Origin of the sequence: Xanthomonas indica, assembly GCF_040529045.1 — a bacterium.
GTDB classification, from domain to species: Bacteria; Pseudomonadota; Gammaproteobacteria; order Xanthomonadales; family Xanthomonadaceae; genus Xanthomonas_A; species Xanthomonas_A indica.
Window position 1 is genome coordinate 4490590 of sequence record NZ_CP131914.1, and the last position, 23648, is coordinate 4514237.

A 23648-nucleotide genomic window follows, 5' to 3' on the forward strand; every position below is an offset into this window, starting at 1 on the left:
ATACGCTGCAAATCGACCGATACAGATGAGGCCGGCGCATGCGCCTGTACGAAGCCCTCGCCAGCCAGCTGCGCGACCAGATCGCGCAGGGCACCCTGCGCGCCGGCGAGCGCCTGCCGTCGATCCGGCAACTGGCCGCCGGCCACGGCATCAGCGCCGCCACCGCGGTGCAGGCCTGCCTGCAACTGGAACGCGAAGGCCGGGTGCAGGCGCGGCCGCGCTCGGGCTACTTCGTGCGCGCCGCGGCCACACCGCAACCGACCGGCGCAAGCGCCACCACCCGGCGGCGCGCGCCTGGCGCGGTCGCCAATCCGGCGCTGCAGGGCGTGCTGGACATGCTCGCGCGCTCGGACTTGGTGCCGCTGCACACCGCCACGCCGGCCGCGGCGCTGCTGCCCGACGCGCACCTGGCCAGCGCACTGGCGCGGCAACTGCGCCGCCAGCGCAGCGCCGCGCTCGACTACGCCCCGCCGCAGGGCCATGCCGCGCTGCGCCGGCAGATCGCGCAGCGCTACGCGCACTGCGCCACCGCCGTGGCCGCCGACGAGGTGGTGGTGACCGCTGGCGCGATGGAAGCGATCAGCCTGGCCCTGCGCACCCTCACCGCGCCCGGCGACGTGGTGCTGGTCGAGACCCCGACCTACCACGGCATCCTGCAGGCGGTGGCAGCGCTGCGGCTGAAGGTGCTGGAAGTGCCCAACCGCCCGGGCCAGGGCATCGACGCCGCACGCCTGGACGCACTGCTGCAGCGCACCCCGGCGCGCGCCGCGGTGCTGGTGCCGAACTTCAACAATCCGCTCGGCAGCCTCACCCCGGACGCGGCCAAGCGCGCGCTGCTGGACAGTTGCGCGCGCCATGGCACGGTGGTGATCGAGGACGACATCTACGGCGAACTCGACTGGTCGGGACAGCGCCCGCGGCCGCTGCGCCATTTCGACACCCACGGCAACGTGATCACCTGCGGCGCCTTCTCCAAGGTGCTGGCGCCCGGCCTGCGCGTGGGCTGGCTGCTCGGCGGCGCCTGGACCGACGCGCTGGTGCGCGCCAAGTACTTCTCCACCATCGGCGGCGCCAGCCTGCCGCAACTGGCCCTGGCCGACTACCTGGAGCGGCACGACCTGGAGCGCCACCTGCGCAAGCTGCGCCGCACCCTGGCCGACAACGGCCAGCGCCTGCGCGAGGCGGTGCTGCGGCACTGGCCGGCCGGCACCCGCATCGGCGACCCGGCCGGCGGCCTGTCGCTGTGGCTGCAACTGGCCGACGCCGGCAGCGGCCAGGCCTTGTTCGAGGCCGCCCTCGCCGAGGGCATCGGCACCTCGCCCGGACATCTGTTCTCCAGCCGCGGCGACTACGTCGACCACCTGCGGCTGAGCTGCGGCCAGCCCTGGACGCCCGCCCTGGAGCAGGCCATGCGCCGGCTCGGCACGTTGGCCGCGCGGCTGCCGCGCTGAAAAGGGACGCCCGGCACCGCGCCGCAGTACCGAGGCGACACGCGCGCTGCCAGCGTGTGCCTGGCTGGTGACCGCACCGCGTCCTGCGCGCCTGCCAAGCGGGGCCCTACACCTGCATCCACACGAGTGTCGGCCAGCCACAACGATGGCCGCGGCGCACCGCCACCGCAGTGGCGGCGCCCGACAGCGCGCGTGGACCGACGGACGGCAGCCAGCGGCGGCTTGCGCTATGGCGTGGCCGCACCGATCGCCAGCGCCACGCAGGCGCCGAACAAGGTGCAGGCGAGCATCGCCACGGCGCTGAGCGGGCTGCGCCAGCGCTGCCAGGGAAGCAGCAGGGTGCGACGGCAAGACATGGCGCGACTCCGGTCCAGGGATGTGGCGATGGCGAACCCTGCGGAATCTAGCCAGCGCCCGTCTCAGCAGGCGCGAAAGCGATCGCACAACCGCGCGCCGGGTGCTGCTGCCCCCCACGTTTGTTTACGAGACCGGCCACGCCGCCGCCGTGGCGGTCACCGCGCTGTCATGTGCAGGCCGGCGAGCCCACAGCTGCGCCGCTCGCCTTCGGCCACCCGCCACCGCACGGCACGGCAGCGACGACAGCCCGGAGGGCACGGGGTGCACCGGCACCGCCGCCAAGCCCGCAGTGCGCTGCCCGGCGGTCGCGTCGTGCGCGACCGCCAGCGCATCGCGCTCAGTCCTGCAGCGCGCGCGCGTGGAAGGCGATGTGCTCGCCGATGAAACTGCCGATGAAGTAGTAGCTGTGGTCGTAGCCCGGCTGCACGCGCAAGGTCAACGGATAGCCGGCGGCCTCGGCGGCCGCCTGCAGCAGCTGCGGGCGCAACTGCTTGTCCAGGAATTCGTCGCCGCCGCCCTGGTCGATCAGCAGCGGCAGGCGTTCGCTGGCGCCGCCGATCAGCACGCTGGCGTCGTACGCCTGCCATTGCGCGCGGTCCTCGCCCAGGTAGGCGGTGAAGGCCTTCTCGCCCCACGGCACCTGGCTCGGCGCGACGATCGGCGAGAACGCCGACACGCTGCGGTAGCGGCCGGGATTCTTCAGCGCGATCACCAGCGCGCCGTGGCCGCCCATCGAGTGCCCGCTGATGGCGCGGCGGCCGTTGTGCGGGAACTGCGCCTCGATCAGCGCCGGCAGTTCCTGCACCACGTAGTCGTACATGCGGTAGTGCGCGGCCCACGGCGCCTGGGTGGCGTTGACGTAGAAGCCGGCGCCCTTGCCCAGGTCGTACCCCTCGGCGTCGGCGACCTGCTCGCCGCGCGGGCTGGTGTCGGGGGCGACCAGGATCACCCCATGCTCGGCCGCATAGCGCTGCGCGCCGGCCTTGGTGATGAAGTTCTGCTCGGTGCAGGTGAGGCCGCTGAGCCAGTACAGCACCGGCAGTTTGGCGTGCTCGGCCTGCGGCGGCAGGTACACGGCCACCTGCATGGGGCAGCCGAGCACGGCCGAGTCGTGGCGATAGACGTCCTGCCAGCCGCCGCAGCAGGCGTGGTGTTCGATACGTTCCATGGACAGTTCCGAAATGTGGGCCTGCGGCCGCGACCGGCCGCAGGCGGGATGCCGCGACGCGTCGAACGGCGACGCGCGCGGCAGCGGGCTTCAGTGCAGCACGCCGTTCTTGCGCGCCACGTGGGTGGAGATCGCGTCCATCAGCGGCGGCGACAGGCAGTCGTACGGTTCCAGCTTCAGTTCGCGCAGGCGGTTGCGCACCCCGTCCATCGCCTCCGGCCGCGTGCCGCTCTCGATGATCGAGGACACGAACGCGGCGAAGCCCGGCGCCGACCACCCCTGCTGCGGCGACAGTTCCGTATGCACGAAATCCAGGCCGTAGAACGGATGCTCGGTGTTCTCGATGCGGCCGTACATGTGCACGCCGCAGCCGGTGCAGGCGTGACGGCGGATGGTCGCGCTCTCGTCCACCACCTTCAGTTTCTCCTCGTGCGCGGTCACCTTGACCTTGTCGCGCGCCACCACCGCCACCACCGAGAAGGTCGCGCCCTTCGGCTTCCAGCACTTGGTACAGCCGCAGGCATGGTTGTGTGCGGTCTGCGCCCCCACTTCCACCACCACCTTGTCGCTGGCGCAGTGGCATTCCAGGGTGCCGCCCTGGAACTGCTCCGCGCCGGCACGCACGCCGGCATCCACCGACGGATGAATCGTCACAGTACTCATCTTGCCCCCTCCCGGGTTCGTTGCGTCGCTGCACTGCGCGGAAACGGCCGCGCGCCGGACTGACCTGCGGGTCAGAAGTGGATGACGGTGCGGATCGACTTGCCTTCGTGCATCAGGTGGAAGGCTTCGTTGATTTCGTCCAGCGGCAGGGTGTGGGTGATGAACGGATCGAGGTCGATCTCGCCGTGCATCGCCTGTTCCACCATGCCCGGCAGCTGGGTGCGGCCCTTGACCCCGCCGAAGGCGCTGCCGCGCCAGACGCGGCCGGTGACCAGCTGGAACGGACGCGTGCTGATTTCCTGGCCGGCGCCGGCCACGCCGATGATGACGCTCTCGCCCCAGCCCTTGTGGCAGCACTCCAGCGCCGAACGCATCACGTGCACGTTGCCGATGCATTCGAAACTGAAGTCCACGCCGCCGTCGGTCAACTCGACGATGACCTCCTGGATCGGCTTGGAGTAGTCCTTGGGGTTGATGCAGTCGGTGGCACCCATGCTGCGCGCCAGCTCGAACTTGCCCGGATTGGTATCGATGGCCAGGATGCGCCCGGCCTTGGCCTGCACCGCACCCTGGATCACCGCCAGGCCGATGCCGCCGAGGCCGAACACCGCAACGCTGTCGCCTTCCTTCACCTTGGCCGTGTTGTGCACCGCGCCGATGCCGGTGGTGACGCCGCAGCCGAGCAGGCACACCTTCTCCAGCGGCGCCTCGGGATTGACCACGGCCAGCGAGATTTCCGGCACCACCGTGTACTCGCTGAAGGTGCTGCAACCCATGTAGTGATAGATCGGCTGGCCGTTGTAGGAGAAGCGGGTGGTGCCGTCGGGCATCAGGCCCTTGCCCTGGGTGGCACGCACCGCCTGGCACAGGTTGGTCTTGCCGGACAGGCAGAACTTGCACTTGCGACACTCGGCCGTGTACAGCGGGATCACGTGGTCGCCGACCTTGACGCTGGTCACGCCCTCGCCCACCGCCTCGACGATGCCGCCGCCCTCGTGGCCGAGCACCGCCGGGAAGATACCTTCCGGGTCGTCGCCGGACAGCGTGAACGCGTCGGTGTGACACACGCCGGTGTGGGTGATGCGCACCAGCACCTCGCCCTGGCGCGGCGGCTCGACATCGATCTCCACGATCTGCAGTGGCTGGCCGGCTTCGAAGGCAACGGCGGCTCGGGATTTCATGCGCTTTCTCCTGGCTGAGGAACTGGGTGTGGGGTGTGGATCACTTGAGATAGGAGCGGACCAGCATGCCCATCTCGCGCACGCGCGCGGCGCGCTGCGCGTCGGAGCTGGCCGGCTGGCCGAATTCTTCGCGGACGTGGGCTTCCATCACCTCGGACATGAGGCCATTGACCGCACCGCGGATGGCGGCGATCTGCTGCAGCACCGCCGCGCACTCGGCGCCGCCTTCCAGCGCGCGCTCCAGTGCTTCGGTCTGGCCGCGCAGGCGGCGGATGCGGGCCAGGACGCGCTTCTTCTCGTGCGGGGTGTGTGGCATGCGATAAGAACCCGGGAACTATACTGGGGGATAGTATCCGCACGACCGAAAAAAAGAAATGCCCGCCCCGTGCCGACGCCCGCCAGATCGGCCCCAGCCGCCGCCGGAGGCCGCGACAGCGCTAGTGCCGGCGCATGGCAATGCGTGTCGGCACAAGACACGAACCGGCCATGTTCGCGCCGCCGGCGCTGCCTATGATGGCCATGCGGTCAAGCACGGGCCCCGGCTCCGGCGGCCACGTCCCTGCCCGCCCCCAGTTCCAGGCAGCCGCGGCCACGTCTAGACTGGGCGACTCCCGTGTGGCCGCCCTTCAAGATCGTGGACATGAAATCCTTCATTCTGGTCGTCGACGACGATCCGGATCTGCGTCGACTCATCAGCGAGTTCCTGAGCGACCACGGCTATCAGGTGGACACCGCCGAAACCGTGGCGGAGATGCGCCTGCGGATGGCCGAGCGCCAGCCGGACCTGGTGATCCTGGACGTGATGATGCCCGGCGAGGACGGCCTCAGCGCCGCCCGCCAGCTCGCCAGCGAGCGCGGCGCGCCGGCGGTGATCATGCTCAGCGCGCTGGGCAGCGACACCGACCGCATCATCGGCCTGGAAGTCGGCGCCGACGACTACCTGGCCAAGCCCTGCAATCCGCGCGAACTGCTGGCGCGGGTGCGCGCCCTGCTGCGGCGCAGCCAGGCGGCGACGCTGCCGCCGGAAGCGCGCGGCAACGTCTACGAGTTCGCCGGCTGGCGGCTGGACGTGATCCGCCGCGACCTGCGCGACCCCACCGGCATCTTCATCAATCTCTCCGATGGCGAGTTCGCGCTGCTGCGCACCTTCGTCGAGCACCCGCAGCGCGTGCTCAGCCGCGACCAGTTGCTCGACTACGCGCGCGGCCGCGACACCGAGGTCTACGACCGCGCCATCGACAGCCAGATCAGCCGCCTGCGCCGCAAGATCAACGAACGCGTGCAGACCGAGCTGATCCGCACCGTGCGCAACGAAGGCTACATGCTGCTGCCGAGCGTCGCCCGCCTGTGAGCGGGCCCACGCGCGCCCGTCGCGGCGTGCCGATCTTCGCCCGCGCCTTCCTGCTGCTGGTGGTGGCGCTGCTCACCGCGCAGCTGATCGGCATCGCCCTGGTGCTGCGCACCCCGGTCTACGAGATGCCGGTGCATCCGCCGGAAGTGATCGCCCTGCTCAGCACGCGCATGCCGGCCGGCACCCAGACCCTCAAGGTGCAGGACACGACGCATGCGCCGCTGCCGGCGCGCGACCAGGTGCGCGACCGCAATGCCGAACGGGTGATGGCGCACTGGCTGGAGGTGGCGCCGGACCAGGTGCGCTTCTACCGCAACAGCGACGGCCGCCTGGAACGCCTGCGCCTGCGCCTGGGCGAGCGCCCGCCGCCGCCGCCGCATGCGCTCGCTGCCGACGACGCCATCCCCGCACCCGACGACCTGGCGCCTCCGCCCGACGCGCCGCAACCACCGCCGCTGGAGCCGCCACCGGCACCGGGCGAGGCACCGCGCACCGAGGCGTTTGGCGCGACCATGCGCGCAGTGGGCTGGCGCGAACGCGGCTTCGCCCCGGCGGTGCCGCTGCTGGATGGCTTCACCGCGGCGCTGCGCCAGCCCGACGGCCACTGGCGCAGCGTGATGTCGCCGCCGCGCCGCTTCTCCAACGCATTCAAGACCCAGGTGGTGATGCTGTTCCTGGTCGGCATGCTGGCGATGCTGCCGCTGGCCTGGTGGTTCTCGCGGGCGCTGTCGGCGCCGATCCGGCGCTTCGCCGAGGCGGCCGACCAGCTCGGGCGCAACCCCGACGCGCAGCCGCTGCGGCGCAGCGGCCCCAGCGAGATCGTGCAGGCGGCCGACTCGTTCAACGCCATGCAGGCGCGCCTGAACCGGCTGATCAACGAGCGCACGCACATGGTCGCGGCCATCGCCCACGACCTGCGCACGCCGCTGGCGCGGCTGGCGTTCCGCCTGGAAAACCTGCAGGCGCCGCTGCGCGAGAAGACCATGGCCGACATCGACGAGATGAAGGCGATGATCTCCGCGGCGCTGGACTTCATCCACAACGACAGCCGCCGCGGCACCCGCTCGCCGCTGGATTTCCGCCTGCTGGTGGAGAGCGTGGTCGACGACGCCAGCGACACCGGCGCCGACGTGGTCCTGCTGCTCGGCGACGCCATCACCCTCGACGGCGACTCGCTGTCGCTGCGGCGCATGGTGATGAACCTGGTGGAGAACGCATTGAAGTACGGCAAGCGCGCGCGCCTGCAACTGCGTCACGACGCCGGCGAATGCCTGCTGTGGATCGACGACGACGGCCCCGGCATCGATCCCGCGCAGCGCGAGAAGCTGTTCCTGCCGTTCTTCCGCGGCGAGAACTCGCGCAACCGCGACACCGGCGGTATCGGCCTGGGCCTGTCGGTGGCGCACAGCATCGTGCTGGCGCACGGCGGCCAGATCGCCCTGGACAACCGCCCCGAGGGCGGCCTGCGGGTCAGCGTGCGGCTGCCGTGCCAGGCGATGGGCGGCTGAGCCGGGCGCCGCCACGGCCCCCGCCCTTCCGCTACAGTCCGAAGTGATTCACGAACCACCGCTCGACCCCCTGATCTGCGATCTGGACGAGTGGCACGAAGACGTGCAGCCCGCGATCGATGTCCAACTGGCACGACGCAGTAGAGAAGAAAAGGCAAGAGAACCATGAAGAACCTAACAGGCGCTGCGCCAGCCCATCAGGCGAGAAGCATTGCCGGCGTCGCGCTGATCATTGCGGCATATTTCTTCATAAATCCGCTAGCAAGCGCCATCTATGGATTCATCGCAACATCACTGAATCTGACCATCGTCTCCGGAAATACCATCCACCTTCTCCCGTTCGGGGTGGTCGGAGCAGTGCGATTGATTCTGGACTTTTTCCTCGTGGTCCTCGTATATAAAACGCTCAACCGAAAGTTCAGAGGATTTCCGCTACTCGGCCCGCATATGCTGAAAATGGCCGTATCGGGACTGGCGATCGGCATGGCGGTCATGAGCGGCGCAATTCTGGCGATCATCGCCACCGGAAACGCCAGTGTGTCGGTGTCACCCCAGCCCTTCACAGGTGCCGTGCGCAATGCAAGCGGCTGGCTCGCCTTCGAAGGGCTTGCAGCGCTTGGAGAAGAGTTGCTGGTGCGGGTCGCAGTCCTCGTCGTGGCCGAACGCCTCGCTGGCTGGCGCGGAGCGCTCATCGCGTCCGGCCTGATGTTCGCCGCACTGCATTTGGACAACCCTGGCGCAACCGGAATATGGCTCACCCGCCTTCTCTGTCAGGGCGTGTTACTGGCCTATGCGGTGTATCGCACCGGCTCGTTCTGGTGGTCGGTTGGATATCACACGGGGTGGAACTGGGCGAGCGCCCCGATTTTTGGCGCGTCCGGCAGCGGCTACTACGTCGATGGGCATGTTCTCACCTTCACTCCGGGCGACGCACACTGGATCACAGGGGGCGCGGTGGGTCCGGAAGGCAGCGTGTTCGCCTTCGTCGCGGTCCTGGCAGGGTTTCTGCTTCTGGTTGCGACGACGCCGAATCGGCGGATGCCACCGCGCAGTTCGCTCACTACCCCGGACGCGCATACGGCCTGATGGCACAGGCCGCATGCGCGTTGACGCACCAAGCGGTGCTAGCCAAGTTTGATCAGCAGTGCGCTGGCGCCCGACAGGCAGAATTTCGCCTACCTATTCGGCTCGACGACCACCGCCGTGCCATAACACAGCACCTCGGTCAGCCCGGCCATCAGCTCGGTGGCGTCGTAGCGCACCGCGACGATGGCGTTGCCGCCCATCTGCCGCGCGTGCTGCAGCATGTCCCGGTAGGTCTCCAGGCGCGCCTGCTCGCACAGTTGGGTGTAGATGGTGATATTGCCGCCGAAGATGGTCTGCAGCCCACCCAGGAAATTGCCGACGATGGAGCGAGAGCGCACGGTGATGCCGCGCACGATGCCCAGGTTGCGCACGATGCGGTAACCGGGAAGCTCCAGCGCGGTGGTCACCATCGCATCGGTGAGCGGCGAAGCCGCCACCGCGCGCGGCGGCGAGGAATTGTATGGATCGGTCATCGGTGTCCCCTGGTGATGCTGGTCCGTGACGCCGCGGACCGCGGCCCCGGCGCGCATGCGCCGAGGCTGGCAGTGTTAGCACCGCATGAAGAGCCACGCAATCGCCAAAACCAGGCAGCCGCTCCATCGCAGCAGCATCGCCACGACGCCGGCCAGAACGACCGCCACGCGCCGCCACTGGCGCAGCCCGCGCGCGCGCCGCACCACGTGCACGCACAGGCAGCAGGCCGCTGGCGACCGCGCACCACGGAGTCCCCCTTCCCCTGCCTGAAGCACCGTTTACTGCAAAGCACGAAACTGCAGATCAACGCCTCGCTGGCGCGCCGCTGCCGCCCACCGTCGGCAATGAACGCCGAAACTCGGCAGCGACAGGTCGTGAGAGCAAGCGCGCGATGATCCAGCCATGCAGGGCGACGAAGACCGCAGCAAAGACCACGCCGATCGCCGCCATCGCCCACATCATCGCCTGCATATCCGGCGCGCCGTGCATCTGCGCAACCGCGAGCTGTTTCTGCATGAACCCGATCATCTGCACCTGCACGACTGCGCCGCCCAGATTCCATGCGATCACCAGCACCATGGCACCGATGAAGCACCACCGCGCCCAGTTCAGCCGCCGCAGAAGCCCGATCGAACTCGCCAGGGTCCACACCGAAAACAGCACAGTTCCAAGAAACAACCACCGGAAGTTGGAAAAAATGAAGGCCGTCGTGGGCGGCATCCCTGGCGGAAGCCTCCTTATCAGATCGGCGAACTGCACGTGATCGAACACGGCGAACAGAACGAAAACCTGCATGACGCCGACCACCGTCCCGAAACCGGAGAGTGCGATGAAGATCCAGGCCAGGATGGTGACAAAGCTGGACCGCGGTGGTGCTTGGTGCATACATGCCCCTGAAGCCGAGTCGACAATAGTGACGCCTGGCCGCTCACCGCGCCAATCACCTGCAGCCACATCCGATTGCCGAATTCCGACGAAATACATGGACCCGTCGGTCGCCGAATTCTCTAGCGGCGTTGCCATGCGCAGGCGGCGGTCGCCGCCGCTGCTACGGTCGCGCGCAAGCAGGACACCCGACAGGCCAAAAGACGCTCACCGGCGCCGTCATGACGGCGCCAACATCGCCTAACGTCGCTGCGCCAGGGCCGCCGCATGGCGCGCCCGCAACAGCGGCATGACGGTCGCCCGCCAGAACACCAGGCTGACGTACCCCGAGGACATGCCGCCGTGGCTGAGGCGCGGCACGAAGACCGACTCGACAGAGGCGTCGTCCAGCGCCGTGCCGACCAGGCGCGCGAAGGTGTCGGCGAGCAGCGCCTCGCACTGTGCCGACGTTGCCGGCAGCGGCACGCCGGCCAGGGTCGACGCCATTTCCTCCCAGAGATACGGATCGCCACGGCCGCCCCATGTGGGCGGCTCGTCCTGGAACAGGCCCGCCATGCCCTCGTTCGCGGCCATCGTCGTGCTGGCGTACCGGCGTGCGGCGCGACGCTCAGGACGCTCAGTACGCGAATTCGCGGAACACGTGGTCGATGTCGCCTTGCCACGCGCCGTGGTACAGCGCCAGCTTGCGCTCGGCCGCGGTCTCGCCGGCGTGCAGGATCTCCACGAGCGGTTCCAGGAAACGCGACTCGTCCTGGCCGTCGCGGTTCAACCGCGCGCGGCGGCGCAGGCCGCTCAGGGCGATCTTCACCGCTTCGGCGGCCAGGTCCTGCACGGTGCCGTTGCGGAACGGCAGCTTCAGCGCCAGCTTCGGCACGCCGTCGCGCAACGCGTGGCGTTCGACCAGGCTGAAATCCTTGACCAGGTCCCAGGCCGCATCCAGTGCGGCATCGTCGTACAGCAGGCCCACCCAGAACGCCGACAGCGCACACAGCCGTCCCCACGGGCCAGCGTCGGCGCCGCGCATTTCCAGGTACTTCTTCAAGCGCACTTCCGGGAACGCGGTGGTCATGTGGTCGGACCAGTCGCGAAGGGTCGGCAACGCACCCGGCAAGGCCGGCAGCTTGCCCTGCAGGAAGTCGCGGAAGCTCTGCCCGCTGGCGTCCACGTAGGTGCCGTTACGGTAGGAGAAGTACATCGGCACGTCGAGCAGGTAGTCGACGTAGCGCTCGTAGCCGAAGCCGTCCTCGAACACGAAATCGAGCATGCCGGTGCGGTCGGCGTCGGTGTCGGTCCAGATGTGCGAGCGGTAGCTGAGGTAGCCGTTGGGCTTGCCCTCGGCGAACGGCGAATCGGCGAACAGCGCGGTGGCGATCGGCTGCAGCGCCAGCGACACGCGGAACTTCCTGATCATGTCCGCTTCGCTGGCGTAGTCCAGATTGACCTGCACCGTGCAGGTGCGGGTCATCATGTCCAGGCCGAGCGCGCCGACCTTGGGCATGTACGCCTGCATGATCTTGTAGCGGCCCTTGGGCATCCACGGCATCTCGTCGCGGCGCCATTTCGGCTGGAAGCCCATGCCGAGAAAGCCCAGGCCCAGTTCGTCGGCGACCTGCTTGACCTCGTTGAGGTGGCTGCCCACTTCCACGCAGGTGTCGTGGATGGTCGGCAGCGGCGCGCCGGACAGTTCCAGCTGGCCGGCCGGCTCCAGCGTCACCGAGGCGCCATCGCGCAGCAGGGCGATGGTGTGCCCGGCTTCGCGCACCGGCTCCCAGCCGAAACGGGTCAGGCCGAGCAGCAAGGCCTCGATGCCGCGCTCGCCGTCGAAGGTCGGCGGCCGCAGGTCGTCGAGCCGGAAGCCGAACTTCTCGTGCTCGGTGCCGATGCGCCACTGCGCTTCGGGTTTTTCTCCGGAGGCGAGCACCTGGACCAGTTCGGCGCGGTCGGTGATCGGCGTCTCGGCAACGTGGCTGGGGCTCGACAAGGGCAGGACTCGCGCAACGGGTGAAGCGATGTGGGGGCCGGCCGCCAGCACCGCAAGGCCCCGCACTATAACGCGCCGGGGGTGAGGCCCATATCGCTACCGGCGGCACTGCAGCATTCCACGACCGCGGCAGCTGGCGGCGTCGAGAGTGAGACGCAGCAAGCGCTCGTGGCGTCGGCTTCGGTAGGCTGCGGACTCTCTCACCGCCCGCAGCAGGCAACGCATGCGCCCGACCCACACCGAACGCCATCGCACCGACCGCGCCGGCTGGCTGCGCGCGGCCGTGCTCGGTGCCAACGACGGCATCCTGTCCGTGGCCGGCCTGGTGGTCGGCGTCGCCAGCAGCGGTGCGTCGGCGGCCACGGTGCTGACCAGCGGCATCGCCGGCCTGGTCGCCGGTGCGATGTCGATGGCCGCCGGCGAATACGTATCGGTGCAATCGCAGGCCGACACCGAGCGCGCCGACCTGGCGCTGGAGCGGCGCGAACTGCACGAGGATCCGCAGAGCGAGCTGGACGAACTCACCGCGATCTATCGCCAGCGCGGACTCGATCCCGGCCTGGCCCGCCAGGTCGCCGAGCAGTTGACCGTGCACGATGCCCTGGGCGCACACGCGCGCGACGAACTCGGCATCACCGAGAGCCTGCGCGCGCGCCCGCTGCAGGCGGCAGCCGCCTCGGCAGCCGCGTTCTGCAGCGGCGCGGCGCTGCCGATCGTGGCCGCGTGGCTGGCCCCTGACGGCCGGCAACTGTGGGTGACCGGCGCGGCGACCTTGCTCGGCCTGTCGCTGACCGGCGCGCTGGCCGCCCGCGCCGGTGGCGCCTCGGGCCTGCGCGGCGCGGCGCGCGTGGTGTTCTGGGGCGCGGCGGCGATGCTCGCCAGCGGCGCGATCGGCCATGTCTTCGGCGTGCACGTCTGAGCGGACGCGCACCGTACTGGGTAACATCACCGGCATGGCCGATACGCGTTTCCCCGTAATGCAAGGCAAATGCGCGCCCATCGCTCAAAACGGAATCTGACCTGGAGGACTGGAAATCAACACTGGCACCTTCGTCGTCGACCACATGGGATTTTCCGTTTCATCGCTGGATGAGGCGATCGCGTTCTGGACTGCGGCCATGGGCTTCGAACTTGTCCGCACAGGCGAAATGGGCGGCGATTTCCTGCGCGAGGTGACGGGCGTCGACGATCCGCGTTGCCGCATGGCGCTGGTGGTATCGCCTGCCGGCTTTCCCATCGAACTGCTGGAATACTCGACGGCCCGCACGTTGGGCAAGACACCCGCAAGCGCTGGCGCGATAGGCGCGGCCCATCTTGCCGTCACCGTGCCGGAGATCGACATGGCGGTCGCCAGGATCCAGGCGCAGGGATGGCACTTGAAAGGGTCTCCGCGGCCGATCGAGGCCGGGCCACGCGCGGGAACCGTCGTTGCCTACGTCAGCGGACCCGACGGGATCACCATCGAGCTCATGCAACCTCCCAGGTAAGAGTGGCCAACAAAACGACCGCGCAGCTGCCAGGCCGGCGCGTGCAGCGCTCGAAATCCGCATGTGGCGCTGTACATCGCAGTCCTGTGCCCGTCCGCGCCCGCCTGGCGACTGCTCGCGCCGTTTTGTCAGCCCCTCTGAAGTCTCATCCGGCTTGGTGTGGGCGCTCGGGTTCTTTCGATCGCCGCTGGCTACAGTGGGTGATGCACGTTGAGGCGCTATGCCTCGCCTGTCCGCGGCGCGGCCGGCCAACCCGCGGGGAAACGGCCTGTGGCGCGCCGAGACCGGCAGTTTGCGAGGCCGGCACCGGCGCAGCCGTGGTGGTCATGGTGGTCCTGCCGGCTGCGACACAGCGGCCCGGCGCTTTGCTCTGAGCGCGCGCGCCGCGCTGCGCTAGCATGACGGCCATGGCCGACACGACTTCCCCCGACGCCTTGCTGCTGGCGCGCCTGGCCAGCCTGGCCGATTGCTCGCAGGCCGACGGCTACGCCTGCATCACCGCGCGCCGCGAACACGGGGCGCGTTCGGTGGAGATTCCGCAGCCGCACCTGGCGATCCTGCTGCAGGGCCGCAAGCAGGTGCGCACCGCCACGCAGACCCTGGAGTTCGTGCCGGGCGACCTGTTCCTGGTGACGCGGCGCTGCCGCATCGATGTGGTCAACATCCCGGATCCGCACAGCGGCCTGTACCTGAGCGTGCTGGTACCGCTGTGCGAGGAGGCGCTGAGCGCCGCACGCATGCTGTGGAACGAGCCGCTGCCCGCTGCCGGCGCGGAACTGGCACGCCTGCGCGCCGAGGCGTTCGGCAGCACCCTGCTGCAATGGCGGCAGGCGCTGCAGGACGGCCATTACACCGAGGCGCGGCTGGCACTGGCGACGCTGGTGGTGGCGCTCTGCCGGCGTGGCCATGGCGGCCTGCTGCTGCCGCCGGCGCCGAGCGTGGCCGCGCAGGTGCGCGACCTGATCGCCGCACAGCCGCAACGCGCCTGGCGTTCGCGCGACATCGAGGACAGCCTGGGCCTCAGCGGCGCGACCCTGCGCCGGCACCTGGCCGGCGAACGCACCTCGTTGCGCGAACTGCTCGCCGATGCGCGCCTGGCGCATGCGATGCAGCTGCTGTACACCACGCGCTGGCCGCTGAAGACGGTCGCCGCGCACGCCGGCTACCGCTCGGTACGCAGCTTCAGCCAACGCTTCCAGCAACGCTACGGCCTGGATCCGGCCAGCATCGGCAATTGAGCGGCGACGGCTTGAGCGCCGCGCGCAGCGGAATGAGCGAATCGCGCAGCGACGCAGGCGCAGCATGCCGGTACCGCGGTGCCTGCCGCTCTGCCAGGAAGTCCCCATGTCCGTGTTTCCCTTGCGTGCGCTGTGCGCGCTGGCCCTGACCGCCAGCACGGCGCTGACGCTGCCATCTCCCGCCCGTGCCGCCGCGGCGGACGCTACCGCGACGCAGGTACCCGGCGTCTATCGCCAGGCGATCGGCCGCTTGCGCGTCACCGCCCTGTTCGACGGCACCGTCGCGCTGCCGCGCGCGCAATTGGCGAACATTCCGCCGGCGGCGATCGCGCGCCTGCTCGACCACCGCTACGTGCCGGAGAACGACAAGGGCCTGCAGACCGCGGTCAATGCCTACCTGATCCAGGACGGCACGCACCTGACCCTGGTCGACACCGGCACCGCCACCTGCTTCGGCCCCGGGCTCGGCCAGGTGCTGGCCAACCTGCGCGCGGCCGGCTATGCGCCCGAGCAGGTCGACGACGTGCTGCTCACCCACGCCCATCCCGATCACCTGTGCGGCCTGCTGGAGGCACAAGGCCAGCCCGCCTACCCCAAGGCGACGGTGTGGCTGAGCGCCGCCGACGCCGCGTACTGGCTGGACCCGGCCAGCGAGGCCGGCGCGCCGCAGATGCTGCGCTTCGCCTTCCCACTGGCGCGCGCGGCGGTGGCGCCGTACCAGGCCACGCAGCGGCTGCGCCGCTTCCGTCCCGGCGATGCGCTACCCGGCGGCGCGGTCGCGCTGGACACCCACGGGCACACGCCCGGGCACGTGTCGTACCGCTTCGAGGGCGGCGCCGGGCAACAGCTGCTGGTGTGGGGCGACCTGGTGCACTACCACGCGGTGCAGTTCGCGCAGCCGCAAGCCTCGTACGAGGCCGACAGCAACCGCGACGCGGCGATCGCCGCGCGCAAGCGCATGCTGGCGCAGGCGGCGGACCACGGCTGGTGGGTGGCCGGCGCGCACCTGCCGTTCCCGGGGCTGGGTCACGTCCGCCGCGAGGGCGAGGCGTTCGCCTGGGTGCCGACCGAGTTCTCGCCGTTGCCGGCCGCGCGTTGATTGGCCCGTACCCTCATCCGGCCCTTCGGGCTACCTTCTCCCGAGGGGAGAAGGAACAGCGGCTAGCCCCTCTCCCCCCGGGAGAGGGGTTGGGGTGAGGGTCCGGCGCGAAAGCGTCTCGCGGTCTAGGTGCACTAGGCTTCGCCCGTACCCTCATCCGGCCCTCCGGGCCACCTTCCCCCAAAAGGGGGCCATGGTCCCGAGGGGAGAAGGAACAGCGGCTAGCCCCTCTCCCCTCGGGAGAGGGGTTGGGGTGAGGGTCCGGCGCGAAAGCGTCTCGCGGTTTAGGTGCACTAGGCTTTGCCCGTACCCTCATCCGGCCCTTTGGGCCACCTCCCCCAAAAAGCGGGCCATGGTCCCGAGGGAGAAGGAACAGCTATTAGCCCCTCTCCCCGCGGGAGAGGGGTTGGGGTGAGGGTCCGGCGCGAAGCGTCTCGCGGAGTTCGGGCGCGCGAGGCTGCGCCCAGCGCCACCGCACTGACTACGCGGCGGGTGGCTCCGTCTCCAACCCCAGCCAGCGGCCGACGATGCCGCGCGCTTCGTCCACGCCTTGGCGGGTTTCGCCGGAGAAGGCCTGGACGCTGACCGTGTCGCCGAACGCGCTGGACAGTTCCTTGCGCACCTGCTGCAGCGCCTGTGCCTGCTGGCCGCGGCCGAGCTTGTCGGCCTTGGTCAGCAACGCATGCGCCGGCAGGCCGCGCTGCACCGCGTAGCCGAGCATCTGCCGGTCGTAGTCCTTGAGCGGATGGCGGATGTCCATCACCACCACCAACCCGCGCAGCGCCTCGCGGGTACGGAAGTACGTGTCGATGAACTTCTGCCAGTGCGCCTGCAGTTCCAGCGGCACCTTGGCGTAGCCGTAGCCGGGCAGGTCCACCAGGCAGCGTTCCGGCTGGACCTCGAAGAACACCAGTTGCTGGGTGCGGCCCGGCGTCTTGGAGACGCGGGCCAGGGCGTTCTGCCGGGTCAGCGCGTTCAGCGCGCTGGACTTGCCCGCGTTGGAGCGGCCGGCGAATGCCACTTCCCAGCCGCCGTCGTCCGGCAACTGGCGGGCGTTGTGGGCGGAAAGCAGATAGTGGGCACGTTCGAGGATCAGCGACATCCGCCTAGGATCGCACGTCCGCGGCCCCGGGCGGGCTTCGTTGACCGCCAGGCCGCGGCATGCCGATAATCGCGCGAGTGCGGTCGCCGGCCCGGCAGCCGCGGGGTCGGGTCATACGGAGCTTCAGCAATGCGCCACGCTCGCGTTCTTGCCTTTGCCGGTCTAGCGGTTTCCGTCGCCGCCGCGGTCGCGTTCGCGCAGACCTCGGTGGTTCCCATTCCCGACAACGCTCCGGTGCGCACCACACCGCTGGAGGGCGACGTCGGCAAGGCCGCCTGGGGCGATCCCAAGGCCGGCCAGGCCAAGGCCGCCGCCTGCGCCGCCTGTCATGGCCCGGACGGCAATCCCGCCATCGCCATGTATCCGCGCATCGCCGGCCAGATGGAGCGCTACAGCGCGCGGCAGATGGCGCTGATCGCGCACGGCGAACGCACCAGCGGCGCGGTCGCGGCGATGGTGCCGTTCGTGCAGCCGTTGAGCGCGCAGGACATGCGCGACATCGGCGCCTACTTCGCCACGCAGAAGGCCGGTGCCGGCATCGCCGACGACGCGGTGATCGCCGACGGGCCGTATGCGGGCATGAAGTTCTACGAGGTCGGCCAGCAGCTGTATCGCGGCGGCGATGCGAGCCGCGGCATCCCCGCGTGCATGGCCTGCCACGGCCCGGCCGGCGCCGGCAACCCCGGCCCCGCCTATCCGCACCTGGGCGGCCAGCACGCCGACTACGTGGCGCGGCGCCTGCAGGAATACCAGGCCGGCACCACCCAGGAGCGCGACCCGACGATGTTCAAGATCATGGCGCAGGTGGCCAAGCCGCTGACCGACCAGGAGATCAAGGCGCTGGGCAGCTACCTGCAGGGCCTGCACGACCGCGCCGACGACGCGGCCGCCGCGCAGGTGACGCCGGCGGCGACAACGCCACCGCAGCCGGCCCCCGCGCAACAATCCTGACCGTGCGCCGCCGCGGCGGCGCCGGCCCGTTTCCCCTTCGCGCCGGTCCCGACGACCGGCGTTCGTTTTTGCCATTGGAGATCGCATGAACCGTCTGCCCCGCCTGCTGTTGTGCCTGCTCGCCCTGCTGCCGTTGAGCGCCTGCGCGCAACCCAAGTCCGCCACCGCGGTGGAAGGCGAGGACTACACGCTGATCGCCGATCCCAAGCCGTTCGCGCCGCTGGCCGGCAAGATCGAGGTGGTGGAAGTGTTCGGCTACACCTGCCCGCACTGCGCGCACTTCGAGCCGCTGCTGGAGGAATGGGCCGGCAAGCAGGCCAAGGACGTGCGCCTGACCCTGGTGCCGGCGGCGTTCGGCGGCTACTGGGACAACTTCGCCGCCGCCTTCTATGCCGCGCAGCAGTTGGGCGTGCAAAGCCGTAGCCACCGCGCCATGTTCGAGGCCATCCACGACAAGCGCAGCGTGCCGGTGCAGAACGTCGCGCCGGAGGAACTGGCCACGTTCTACGCCGGCTTCGGGATCAAGCCGCAGGCCTTCATCGCCGCCTACCAGAGTCCGCAGGTCGCCGCGCAGGTGAAGGCCGCGCGCGATTTCGCCGTGCGCGCCGACATCGCCGGCACCCCGGCGCTGATCGTCAACGGCAAGTACCTGGTCAAGGGCAAGAACTTCGAGGACATGCTGCGCATCGCCGACGCGCTGATCGCCCGCGAGCGCGCAGGCAAGTAATCGGCGCACGGCGCTTCATCCGCGCCATGGCATCATGACGGGGTGGCCGGACCGCGCTTGCGGCGCGTCCGGCGTTTTTCCCCCATCCTGCTGGAGATGTCGCCGATGAAGACCCGCTTCGCCCTGACCCTGATGGCCCTGCTGCCGATCCTGGTGGCATGCAAGGCCCAGGACGGCACTGCCGACACCGTCGCCCCCGCCTCCGGCACCACGGCGGCCCCGGCCGCACCTGCCGCCGGCAGCGATGCCGCCGCCGCGCCCGCCGAGACCCCGGCCGCGCCCGCGGCCACCACCGCCGATGCCGCCGCGCAGCCCGCCGCCGCCGAAGGCGACAGCGCCGCCGCGGCCAAGCCGGTCGCCGCCAAGACCCCGAACGGCCCGGAGCCGGTCGCCGGCACCGACTACGTCGACATCGCGGGCGGCCAGCCGTTCCAGCCGACCAACGGCAAGATCGAGGTGGCCGAGATCTTCGGCTACGTCTGCCCGGCCTGCGCGCGCTTCCAGCCGCTGATCGGCCCGTGGAAGGCCGGCCTGCCCTCCGACGTGCGCTTCGTCTATGTGCCGGCGATGTTCGGCGGCACCTGGGACGACTACGCCCGCGCGTTCTACGCCGCCGAGGCACTGGGCGTGCAGGAGAAGACCCACGATGCGCTGTACAAGGCCATCCACGTCGACCAGACCCTGAAGGGCGAGCGCGGCCGCGACTCGGTGCAGGACATCGCCAACTTCTATGCCAAGTACGGCGTGGACCCGAAGCAGTTCGCCGACACCATGGGCAGCTTCGCGGTGGCCACCAAGACCAACCGCGCCAAGCAGTTCGCCACCCGCAGCGGCATCAGCGGCACGCCGTCGCTGATCATCAACGGCAAGTACCTGGTCAAGGGCAAGAGCTACGACGACATGCTGCGCATCGCCGATCACCTGATCGCGCGCGAACGCGCGGCGATGGCCAAGTAAGCCGTCCGCCCCGGCCCGCCCCGCCGTGACCGCTCCCGCCACCCGCACCCTGCGCGTGCTGACCGCCAACATCCAGGCCGGTTCCAGCACGCGCCGCTACAGCGACTACGTGACCCGCAGCTGGTCGCATGCGCTGCCGGCCGGGCGCAAGCGCAGCAGCCTGGACGCGATCGCGCAGCTGGCCAGCGACCACGACATCGTCGGCCTGCAGGAGGCCGACCCCGGCAGCCTGCGCTCGGGCTTCACCAACCAGACCCACTACCTGGCCGAGCGCGCCGGCTTCAACTACTGGAGCCACCAGCCGAACCGCCGCGTGGGCGGGGTGGCCTCCAGCGCCAACGGCCTGCTCAGCCGGCTGGAGCCGGTGGAAGTGCAGGACCATGCCCTGCCCGGCCGGCTCGGCGGGCGTGGCGTGCTGCTGGCCAAGTTCGGCAACGGCGCCGAAGGCCTGGCGGTGGCGGTGGCGCACCTGTCGCTGGGCGCCAACTCGCGCGCAGCGCAACTGGCCTTCATCGCCGAGCTGCTGTCCGATCACCCCAACGTGGTGCTGATGGGCGACTTCAACTGCGTCGCCGACCGCCCGGAAATGCAGTTCCTCTACCAGCGCACCCGGCTGCAACCGCCGGGCTGCGTGGTTCCGACCTTCCCCAGCTGGCGCCCGCAGCGCGCCATCGACCACATCCTGGTCAGCGACGGCCTGCGCTGCAACGCGCAGCGTGCGGTGCCCGCCGCGTTCTCCGACCACCTCGCCGTGGCGACCGAGATCGAGGTGCCGCAGCACTTGTTGCGCTGAGGCAGCCCGGTCAGTTCTTGCACCACGTAGGCGCGGCTTTAGCCGCGGGAACTCTCGTCCCATCACATCGGCAACACCCTGCGAGAGCACGCGCGCTCCCGCCAGGTGCCATCGCGCAGGCCGCGACTAGAACTTCAGATCCGCACGCACGTACAGGTAACGTCCGCCCGGGATGCCGTAGGTGGAGGCGTCGTAGCCGTTGAGCGAGCACGACAGGCAGATCGGCGGGTCCTTGTCGAAGACGTTGTTGACGCCGCCGCTGAGGGTCAGGCCCTTGAGCCAGTCGAAGCGGTAGCCCACCTGCAGGTCGTGGTAGGTGATCGCATCCAGCGTGTTGGTGCCGGCGACCGGGTCGCTGCACACCGGGAACGCGACCGCATCGCCGCACTGTTCGGTCAGCTCGGAGATGTGCCGCAGCGTCCACGACGCATTCCAGCGGCCAAGCGACCAGTCCAGGCTCAGATTGCTGGTCCACTCGGGAATCGAGCTGTCCACCACTTCCACGCCCGGGCGCTGCGGCTGCACCTGGCCGGCCGCGCCGGTGGCGACATAGCGGGTGACGAAGGTGTTCTGCCAGCCGACCTTCAGGCGGCCCGCGGCGGTCTCCGGCGTGGTCCAGAACAGGTCCACGTCCCATCCGTCGGTCTTGATCGAGCCGAGGTTGGTGAGCCGGTTGTTGAAGCCGTTGATGCCGCCGGTGGACGCGCGGGTGATGCCGTCGCAGTACGTCGGCGACAGCGTGTCCACGCACAGATCGAGCTGGGTCTGCGCGTTGATCGCCTGGATCGCGCCATCGATGTCGTGGCGGTAGAAGGTCACCTCCACGTCGAAGCGGTCCGACCACGGCACGTTGCTGGCGAACCACGGGCTCCAGACGAAGCCGGCGCTGAAGCTGCGCGCCTTTTCCGGCTCCAGCGCGCGGTTGCCGCCGGTGGTCACCGAGATCTGCGAGTTGGCCTGCTGGTAGCCGGTCGGCACGCCGAGCGCGGCGCAGTTGCTGGCGCTGCCGCGCGGCGCGGTGCCGCCCAGGCCGATCGAGCACGGGTCGGACAGGGTCAGGTCGGCGCGCGCGGCCGAGCCATACAGTTCGCCGATGCTGGGCGCGCGGAAGCCTTCGGCATAGCTGGCACGCAGCACGAAGTCCGGCGCCACCTGCCAGCGCAGGCCGTACTTCGGGGTGAACTTGCCGCCGAAGGTGGAGTAGTCGGAATAGCGCCCGGCCAGGCTCAGGTCCAGTTTGTCGCCCAGCGGCGAGTCGGCGAAGATCGGCACGCTCAGTTCGAGGTAGGCCTCCTTGACGTCGTAGCTGCCCTGCGTCGGCAGCGATGGCACGCCGTTGTAGTGGCCGATGACGGTCAGCGGATCGGGGCGGTAGAAGCCCTCGTACTTGCGGTACTCCACGCCGGTGGCGAAGGACACCGCGCCGGCCGGCAGCCGGAACAGGTCGCTGCTGAGGTTGGCGGTGAACTGGGTCAGTTCGTTCTGGCTGCGGTCGTGCACCACCGGCTGGATCCAGCGCAGCATGTCCGGGGTGATGCTGCCGGCGCCGCCGAAGATGTTCAGCGGCACGCAGCCGGCCACCGCCGCGCACGCCGCCGGATCGCCGAGCGCCAGGTTGATGTTGTAGATGTTGTAGCTGCCGTAGTTGGTCTGCTCGGCCTTGTTCTTGCTGTAGGCGCCGTTGACGTCCCAGAACCAGGTGCGGTCGGCACCCTCGAAGCTGCCGATGAAGCCGGTGCCGACGTACTGGGTGTCCACGCGCTGCTCGAACACGCGCGCGCCGCCTTCCACCGGGCGGCGCCCGATCATGATCAGGTTGCTGCCCGAATCCAGCGCGAAGCCGAACGGGTTGTACGGGTTGGCCGCGGAAATGACGATGTTGTCGGCCAGCGGATTGCCGGTGCCGGCGTCGGGGCCGAGGAAGATCGGCTCGGGCGCGGCCTGGTTGGTCGATTCGCGGCGGTTGCCGAGCAGTTTCAGGTACCACTGCACGTCGTCGTTGAAGAAGAAGCGGAACTGGCCGAACACCCCCTTGCGCTCGGACGGCGTCAGCAGCAGGTTGGAGGCGGCGAAGTTGTAGCGGTCGGCGGTGGTGAAGCAGTGGTAGTCGTCGCTGCGGGTACAGCCGCCGGCGCCGTCGTAGCGTGGCGTGCCCACGCCGCTGTTGGGGGTCAGGTTCTGCTCGGCGCCGGTGTTGGGGTCGACGAAGATGAAGCGCCCATCCGGCGTGGCCGAGCTACCGAAGGTCAGGCCGGTGCCGGGAATCGGATACAGCGACTGCGTACGGTCGCGCGCGTAGATCGGATCCTGCTTGGTGTAGCTGGCACCGAGGAACAGGCTGGTGCGCTCGGTGCTGTGGCCCCAGGCCAGGTCCACGCCCTTGCTGGCGCCGTCGCCCTTGTCGTACTCGCCGTAGTTCAGCGTGACCTGGCCGCCGTCGAAACTGCGCCGGGTGATGATGTTGACCACGCCGGCGATGGCGTCCGAGCCGTACAGCGAGGAAGCGCCGTCTTCCAGCACCTCGACGCGTTCGACGATGGCCAGCGGGATGGTATTGAGGTCGGTGGCCGCGCCCACGCCCGAGGCGGAGGATTCATTGACCCAGCGCATGCCGTCGACCAGCACCAGCACGCGCTTGGCGCCCAGATGGCGCAGATCGACCTGCGCCGAGCCGGCGCCGACACCGCTGCCGTCCGGCGGAAAACCGAAATTGCCGGAGGAGTTGAACTTGGCGTTCAAGGCCGAGCCGGAGGCGGTGAGCTCCTGCAGCACATCGCCGATGGAGGTCAGGCCGGTGCGTTCGATGTCGGCGCGGGTCAAGGTCTGCACCGGCACCTGGCCCTCCACTTCGGCGCGGCGGATGCGGGTGCCGGTGACCTGCACGCTGTCCAGGGTGGTGGCGCCGCCGGGGGCGGCCGGGGTGCTCTGTTGCTGGGCGCCGGCGATGGCGGGGACGCCACCGAGCAGGGCCAGGGATACCGCGAAGACCAAAGGATGGCGGTGCAGGAAGTTCATCCGTCTCTCTCTCCAGAAAGGATGTGGGTCGGCCGCTGCGACCCCCTGCACCGCGACGGCGTGGAATTCGTTGTAAACAAATCGTAAACGGGCTGCAAGCGCCCGGCAGGCAAAGCGTGGGCGATCGATGCGACTGGTCGATCTGGTAGACACAGGCTCGAGAGACGTCCTCCA

At 69.6% G+C, this 23648-nt stretch carries 23 protein-coding genes and 1 other RNA gene; 13 read left to right on the forward strand and 11 right to left on the reverse strand.

What is annotated here, in order from left to right; genetic code table 11:
* Positions 1–38: 38 nt before the first annotated feature.
* Positions 39–1451: a PLP-dependent aminotransferase family protein gene (locus Q7W82_RS19240; RefSeq protein WP_242160931.1), complete on the forward strand. Its 1413-nt coding sequence runs from the start codon at positions 39–41 to the stop codon at positions 1449–1451.
* A 227-nt stretch (positions 1452–1678) separates the two neighbouring features.
* Here the strand turns inward: Q7W82_RS19240 and Q7W82_RS19245 are convergent, their stop codons facing one another.
* From Q7W82_RS19245 to Q7W82_RS19265, 5 genes are all read right to left on the reverse strand, one after another.
* Positions 1679–1807 carry a hypothetical protein gene (locus Q7W82_RS19245; protein WP_260115054.1) on the reverse strand — a complete coding sequence of 43 codons (129 nt, stop codon included), beginning with the start codon at positions 1805–1807 and terminating at the stop codon, positions 1679–1681.
* Between the two features lie 338 nt (positions 1808–2145).
* Entirely contained in the window at positions 2146–2976 is an 831-nt protein-coding gene (fghA, locus tag Q7W82_RS19250) for an S-formylglutathione hydrolase (RefSeq protein ID WP_242160930.1), read from the reverse strand.
* A gap of 90 nt (positions 2977–3066) precedes the next feature.
* Positions 3067–3639, reverse strand: a complete 573-nt coding sequence (gene gfa / locus Q7W82_RS19255) for an S-(hydroxymethyl)glutathione synthase (protein WP_043090701.1) — start codon at positions 3637–3639, stop codon at positions 3067–3069.
* A 71-nt stretch (positions 3640–3710) separates the two neighbouring features.
* A complete protein-coding gene (locus Q7W82_RS19260) occupies positions 3711–4820 on the reverse strand; it encodes an S-(hydroxymethyl)glutathione dehydrogenase/class III alcohol dehydrogenase (protein ID WP_048490914.1) in 1110 nt (369 codons plus the stop codon).
* Positions 4821–4860: 40 nt separating this feature from the next.
* A complete protein-coding gene (locus Q7W82_RS19265) occupies positions 4861–5136 on the reverse strand; it encodes a metal/formaldehyde-sensitive transcriptional repressor (protein ID WP_048490915.1) in 276 nt (91 codons plus the stop codon).
* Positions 5137–5454: 318 nt separating this feature from the next.
* Here Q7W82_RS19265 and Q7W82_RS19270 point away from each other — a divergent pair, with 318 nt between their 5' ends.
* From Q7W82_RS19270 to Q7W82_RS19280, 3 genes are all read left to right on the forward strand, one after another.
* Positions 5455–6171, forward strand: a complete 717-nt coding sequence (locus tag Q7W82_RS19270; RefSeq protein WP_026143454.1) for a response regulator transcription factor — start codon at positions 5455–5457, stop codon at positions 6169–6171.
* Positions 6168–7679 carry an ATP-binding protein gene (locus Q7W82_RS19275; RefSeq protein WP_242160929.1) on the forward strand — a complete coding sequence of 504 codons (1512 nt, stop codon included), beginning with the start codon at positions 6168–6170 and terminating at the stop codon, positions 7677–7679. The genes Q7W82_RS19270 and Q7W82_RS19275 overlap by 4 nt, the downstream gene beginning before the upstream one ends.
* Positions 7680–7844: 165 nt before the next feature.
* The gene (locus tag Q7W82_RS19280; protein ID WP_242160928.1) at positions 7845–8765 is read left to right on the forward strand and encodes a type II CAAX endopeptidase family protein; all 921 of its coding nucleotides are present in this window, start codon (positions 7845–7847) and stop codon (positions 8763–8765) included.
* A gap of 89 nt (positions 8766–8854) precedes the next feature.
* On the opposite strand, the gene Q7W82_RS19285 is transcribed toward Q7W82_RS19280, so the two are convergent.
* From Q7W82_RS19285 to Q7W82_RS19300, 4 genes are all read right to left on the reverse strand, one after another.
* Entirely contained in the window at positions 8855–9238 is a 384-nt protein-coding gene (locus Q7W82_RS19285; protein ID WP_242160927.1) for a YbjQ family protein, read from the reverse strand.
* A 304-nt stretch (positions 9239–9542) separates the two neighbouring features.
* Positions 9543–10223, reverse strand: a complete 681-nt coding sequence (locus Q7W82_RS19290; RefSeq protein WP_242160926.1) for a hypothetical protein — start codon at positions 10221–10223, stop codon at positions 9543–9545.
* Positions 10224–10364: 141 nt separating this feature from the next.
* Complete coding sequence (locus Q7W82_RS19295) at positions 10365–10697, reverse strand: hypothetical protein (RefSeq protein WP_242160925.1); 333 nt, start codon at positions 10695–10697, stop codon at positions 10365–10367.
* Between the two features lie 43 nt (positions 10698–10740).
* The gene (locus tag Q7W82_RS19300; RefSeq protein ID WP_242160924.1) at positions 10741–12105 is read right to left on the reverse strand and encodes a glutamate--cysteine ligase; all 1365 of its coding nucleotides are present in this window, start codon (positions 12103–12105) and stop codon (positions 10741–10743) included.
* Between the two features lie 223 nt (positions 12106–12328).
* On the opposite strand from Q7W82_RS19300, the gene Q7W82_RS19305 reads away from it, so the two are divergent.
* From Q7W82_RS19305 to Q7W82_RS19325, 5 genes are all read left to right on the forward strand, one after another.
* Entirely contained in the window at positions 12329–13024 is a 696-nt protein-coding gene (locus Q7W82_RS19305) for a VIT family protein (RefSeq protein ID WP_242160923.1), read from the forward strand.
* 145 nt (positions 13025–13169) lie between these two features.
* The gene (locus Q7W82_RS19310) at positions 13170–13592 is read left to right on the forward strand and encodes a VOC family protein (RefSeq protein ID WP_242160922.1); all 423 of its coding nucleotides are present in this window, start codon (positions 13170–13172) and stop codon (positions 13590–13592) included.
* Positions 13593–13653: 61 nt separating this feature from the next.
* Positions 13654–13726, forward strand: a non-coding RNA gene (locus Q7W82_RS19315) — sX9 sRNA.
* A gap of 273 nt (positions 13727–13999) precedes the next feature.
* Positions 14000–14830 carry a helix-turn-helix domain-containing protein gene (locus Q7W82_RS19320; RefSeq protein WP_242160921.1) on the forward strand — a complete coding sequence of 277 codons (831 nt, stop codon included), beginning with the start codon at positions 14000–14002 and terminating at the stop codon, positions 14828–14830.
* A 106-nt stretch (positions 14831–14936) separates the two neighbouring features.
* On the forward strand, positions 14937–15929 hold the full coding sequence (locus Q7W82_RS19325) for an MBL fold metallo-hydrolase (RefSeq protein WP_242160920.1): 993 nt from the start codon (positions 14937–14939) through the stop codon (positions 15927–15929).
* Positions 15930–16410: 481 nt separating this feature from the next.
* Here Q7W82_RS19325 and yihA read toward each other — a convergent pair whose 3' ends face one another.
* Complete coding sequence (yihA, locus tag Q7W82_RS19330; protein WP_242160919.1) at positions 16411–17031, reverse strand: ribosome biogenesis GTP-binding protein YihA/YsxC; 621 nt, start codon at positions 17029–17031, stop codon at positions 16411–16413.
* A 129-nt stretch (positions 17032–17160) separates the two neighbouring features.
* On the opposite strand from yihA, the gene Q7W82_RS19335 reads away from it, so the two are divergent.
* The 4 genes from Q7W82_RS19335 to Q7W82_RS19350 all read left to right on the forward strand — a co-directional run bounded on the left by Q7W82_RS19335 (position 17161) and on the right by Q7W82_RS19350 (position 20459).
* Positions 17161–17982: a c-type cytochrome gene (locus Q7W82_RS19335; protein WP_242160918.1), complete on the forward strand. Its 822-nt coding sequence runs from the start codon at positions 17161–17163 to the stop codon at positions 17980–17982.
* 85 nt (positions 17983–18067) lie between these two features.
* Complete coding sequence (locus Q7W82_RS19340) at positions 18068–18709, forward strand: thiol:disulfide interchange protein DsbA/DsbL (protein WP_242160917.1); 642 nt, start codon at positions 18068–18070, stop codon at positions 18707–18709.
* A gap of 105 nt (positions 18710–18814) precedes the next feature.
* Complete coding sequence (locus Q7W82_RS19345; protein WP_242160916.1) at positions 18815–19666, forward strand: thiol:disulfide interchange protein DsbA/DsbL; 852 nt, start codon at positions 18815–18817, stop codon at positions 19664–19666.
* A gap of 25 nt (positions 19667–19691) precedes the next feature.
* A complete protein-coding gene (locus Q7W82_RS19350; RefSeq protein ID WP_152237554.1) occupies positions 19692–20459 on the forward strand; it encodes an endonuclease/exonuclease/phosphatase family protein in 768 nt (255 codons plus the stop codon).
* Between the two features lie 126 nt (positions 20460–20585).
* On the opposite strand, the gene Q7W82_RS19355 is transcribed toward Q7W82_RS19350, so the two are convergent.
* On the reverse strand, positions 20586–23474 hold the full coding sequence (locus Q7W82_RS19355; protein WP_242160915.1) for a TonB-dependent receptor: 2889 nt from the start codon (positions 23472–23474) through the stop codon (positions 20586–20588).
* Positions 23475–23648: the final 174 nt, after the last annotated feature.